Source organism: Candidatus Aquicultor secundus, assembly GCF_002791875.1.
Classification (GTDB): Bacteria; Actinomycetota; Aquicultoria; order Aquicultorales; family Aquicultoraceae; genus Aquicultor_A; species Aquicultor_A secundus.
Window position 1 is genome coordinate 1 of sequence record NZ_PFNG01000145.1, and the last position, 4,384, is coordinate 4,384.

Annotated in this window: 4 protein-coding genes; all 4 read right to left on the minus strand. The window is 49.8% G+C overall.

Going from position 1 to position 4,384, the window contains the following annotated elements:
• Positions 1–872 (minus strand): phosphate ABC transporter permease subunit PstC (gene pstC, locus COY37_RS05935; protein ID WP_286976727.1); only part of this gene is annotated, 872 nt, incomplete at its 3' end.
• Positions 873–986: 114 nt separating this feature from the next.
• Positions 987–1,970 (minus strand): PstS family phosphate ABC transporter substrate-binding protein, encoded by a 984-nt coding sequence (locus COY37_RS05940; protein WP_286678971.1) that lies wholly within the window; start codon positions 1,968–1,970, stop codon positions 987–989.
• Positions 1,971–2,191: 221 nt separating this feature from the next.
• Positions 2,192–3,568, minus strand: a complete 1,377-nt coding sequence (locus COY37_RS05945) for a HAMP domain-containing sensor histidine kinase (RefSeq protein ID WP_286678972.1) — start codon at positions 3,566–3,568, stop codon at positions 2,192–2,194.
• Positions 3,559–4,257, minus strand: a complete 699-nt coding sequence (locus tag COY37_RS05950; protein WP_286678973.1) for a response regulator transcription factor — start codon at positions 4,255–4,257, stop codon at positions 3,559–3,561. The genes COY37_RS05945 and COY37_RS05950 overlap by 10 nt, the downstream gene beginning before the upstream one ends.
• Positions 4,258–4,384: the final 127 nt, after the last annotated feature.

Sequence of the window (4,384 nt, forward strand, 5' to 3'; positions counted from 1 at the left end):
GTCTTGTACTCGATCGTCCCCTGCGGCGTGTCGCCCATGCTGATTTGGACGATGCTTGCGGTCATCGTCTGGATGCTCTCCAGCGGATTGAGCGTAAATTTTGGCGTCGACCCCGCTGCAAGCATTACGATCATCGTCTCACCTACCGCCCTCGAAATCGCCAGTATAAACGAGGCGATTACCCCGGAAAGCCCGGCTGGCAGTACGATCTTTGTCGCAACTTCGTAGCGGGTCGCCCCAAGCGCGAAACCGGCCTCCTTCAGCGTTTTAGGCACGGAAATAAGTGCGTCCTCACTGAGGGAAGAGACCATCGGGATGATCATGATACCTACCACGATACTGGCGCTGAGCGCGTTGAACGTGGGCAGGCCGGGCAGGAAGTTTTTTAATAGCGGGGTAACAAAAGTCAGCGCGAAATATCCGTATACAACTGTGGGGATTCCCGCGAGAATCTCAAGCAGCGGTTTTACGATTCTTCTGACGGTCGGGCTCGCATACATGCTCAGATATATCGCGCTTGCCAAGCCGAGCGGCAGCGCAACGATACTCGACCCGATGAGGATTATCGTTGTGCCGGCGACAAGCGGCAGGACACCGAAATGTTTATCGAGAAAGAGCGGGGTCCATTGGGTGTCGGTTAAAAACTTGCTTATCGGGACTTCTTTAAAAAAGGAGAATGTTTCAGTAAACAACGATAAGATAATCCCGATCGTCGTTAACACTGAGATCAAGACCGAACCAAAAAGAAGAGCATAAATCAGTTTCTCTTTTATATCACGCCATTTGAACTTTTTCTCTGCGACCCCGAGAACTAATTCTGTTGCGTCGTCGGGGACGATTTCGGGAGCGAGGCTACTTGTTTCTTCTGTCATGTTCAATCCCATCACCCTTTATAAAATCAACGGCGATAGCATCAGCGCCGGATTACCGGCTACTGATGCTATCCACATGGATTCTATTTATTCGACTTTGTGCACAACTCCCAATTACTCGACGAGCTTAAGGCTTTTATCGTAATCAGCTGAGTTTAGCGGTATGTATCCTACATCTGAGACGAGCTTAGTTCCGTCAGTCAGGTAGTATTGAATAAACGCTTTGACTTCGGGACGCTCGAGTGCCTTCTTGCTCACATAGATGAAAATCGGACGAGCGAGCGGCTTGTACGAGCCGTCTTTAATGCTTTCTTCGGTCGGTTCAACCGGCCCTGTGCCACCATCAACCGCAAGAATGTTTAACTTGTTTTCATTCTGCTTATAGTAGGCATATCCAAGGAACGCAAGGCCACCCTTGTCGCCCTCGACACCCTGAACCATTACATTGTAGTCTTCACTGACCTGATAATCGGTGCGGATTGCTCCTTCCCCACCATTGATCTCATCGGTAAAGTAATCAAACGTTCCATGTGCGCTGCTCGGACCATAGAGGGAGAGCTTGGTATCTGGCCATGCGGGATTAACCTGTTTCCAGGTCGAAATCTTGCTACCCGGCTCCCATATCTTCTTAAGCTCGGCAGTCGTGATTGATTTCGCCCAGGTGTTGTCCTTATTGGTAACTAGTGAGATACCATCATAAGCGACAGGAATTTCGATGTACTCAAGACCGTTTTTCTTTGCATCGGCCTTTTCCTTGTCTTTAATCGGCCTTGAAGCATCGCTTATGTCGGTCTCGCCTGCTATGAACTTTTTAAATCCGCCGCCTGTTCCAGACGACCCGACGGTAACGTTAACGCCAGGGTTTGCTTTCATGAAATTCTCTGCCATGGCCTCGCTGATTGGAAACACCGTGCTTGAACCGTCGATTTTGACGTTTCCGGAAAGACTTGCATTGGAGCCCTTCTCTGAACTACCAGTGTTGCTGTTGCTTGTATCGCCGCTCGAACCGCATCCAACTATCGCAATAGCGACTACGAGGGCAAAAGCTGCGATTACTACCAACTTTGTTTTCTTAGAGAAACGGGAAAATAATACCATTTAAACCTCCTAAAGGATATGTGGCTCACTTTGATTTGGGCCCGTGTCCTCAAAATGGCCTATCCTAAGGATAGAATGAAGGAGACTGCTCGTGGTGAAAAAGATGTAACCATTTTGTAAAATAATTGTTAACTCGACCCGTATGTCTGGAAACGAAAGAGGCCTAGACATAAGTCTGGTTTTCGTTTGCCCAGGAAGCAACACAGTCTAGCATAGGGGGGTTAACTATGTTTGGAAGATTCTTTATCTAGCGGAAAGTTAACTATGAATGTGCTGCCGATGCCAAGAGAACTGTCGACTTCGATTGTCGCGTTATGGTTTTCGGCGATATGCTTGACAATCGAAAGACCCAGGCCGGTCCCGCCGGTCTCCCGGCTTCTCGCTTTATCCGCACGGTAGAAGCGCTCGAAAATCCTGGAGATCTCGCGTTTTGCAAGACCGATACCATTATCCTGAACGATGAGGTCGATATGCGAACCAACCGGCTCGAGTTTTACGTCGATCTTACCGCCAGACATAGTGTACCTGATCGCGTTGTCCACCAGATTTCGTATAAGCGTTAGTAACTGTTCGTTGTCGCCTGTGACCAACGGCACGTTCTCGGGGATGCTCAGGTTGAGGGAAAGCCCTTTGCTCGCGGCAAGCTGGGAGAAGCTTAAGCCGACCTCATTGACAAGCTCTCCAAGATCGGTCGGCACTGTTTCGATCGCCTCCTGCTGCGTTTCGAGCTTTGATAGATCGATGAGTTCCAATACCATGTTGATCAGAGTGCTAAGCTCTTTATCCAGCCGCTTGATAAATATTCTGCTCGAAGCCGGGTCGGTATCGATACTGCGCAGCAGCGTTTCAGAGAGGAGTTTTAAGCCCGTTAACGGTGTTTTTAGCTCGTGAGAAATGTTGGCGACAAAGTCTTTTCTCAGTTTCTCGACCTGTTTCTGTCTGGTGATATCCCTGATTACGGCAAGGGTTTGCCTCTCGCCGGTGCTGCTTTTAATCGGCATGACGCGGATTCGAAGCCGTCGAAACGGCGCCTGCAGGTCGATCTCGTCCACGACTTCCTTGCCGGATACCACGGATTCCTGAACGGCGCGGTCGAGATCAAAGCTTCTAACTGAATGAAGTACCGGATAGCCGACAATGTTGTCGGTTCTGACTTGAAAAATTCGTTCAATAGTGGGGTTGGTCAGGATAACCTCGCTATTGCCGTTGATGAGAAGGATGCCTTCGGCCATATTATCCAAGATGAGATCGGCTTTGGTTTTTTCAGAGCGCAGCTCATCGATCCTTCCCTTAAGATTTGCCGCAAGGTCGTTAAGCGACTTTGATAACTCACCGATCTCGTCGCTTCTTTCAACGGGGAGCCTGTGTTCGAGATCGTCGCTCGCCATGCGCTCTGCCATAATCGTCATCCGGCTTAAGGGGCTGGTTAAGGAGCGCGAGAGCCAGTAGCTCATCAAGACCACCAGGAGCGCCACGCCGACTACGATTACAAGAATCTCCGCGTTGCCGATCAAGGCCCGCAATATAAAGCCGGTGATCAGAGCGGTAAGTACTGCAAGCAACCCATAACTAATGGCAAGTTTTTTTCCTATGCGCATGGGATTTTCTCCTCGGCCTGGAATTTATAGCCGAGGCCGTGGACTGTTTGGATATAGGAGAAGCGGGAGTGCTCTTCTATTTTATTGCGGATGCGCCGTATGTGTACGTCAATCGTGCGGCTTGACGCATAAAACTCGTATCCCCACACGCGCTCGGCAAGGTCCTGGCGGGTGAATAAGACACCGGGCCCGGATGCAAGAACGGTTAAAAGCTGGAACTCTTTCAGGCGCAGTTTGACCTCTTTGCCGCCGACCTCAATGGTATGTTTTACCATATCAAGCGTGAGATCCCCTATTTCGATGACGGATGATTCGGTGGTTTTCTTAAGGGTCCGCTTCAAATTTGCGCGTATGCGGGCGACCAGCTCTTCGATGCTAAACGGTTTGGTGATGTAATCGTCGGCCCCGACGCTGAACCCTTTAAGTTTGCTGCGCTGGTCTTCGAGGGCGGTGATCATAATAATCGGCACGTTCTCGTCGGATTCACGAATTTTTTTGCAGATCTCAAAGCCGTCCATGCCGGGCAGCAGCAGGTCGAGCAGGACGAGGTCGGGCGTATGCTCGCTCATCTCTTCAAGGCCCTGGACCCCGTTTTCAGCGGTCGCCACAGTGAAGCCGGCGCCTTTCAGGCTGTACTCCACGGTTTCTCTGATTAACAAATCGTCCTCGATAACGAGAATCTGGGCCATAAATTAATTCACATCCCCCTCTTGATACTAAAGTAAGGCACTTCGCGCTGTTCTGCAACATTTACCAAATACTTAACAGCGTTGTTACAAAACTTTCACCACTTTTGCGTTAGGACTATAATTAAAT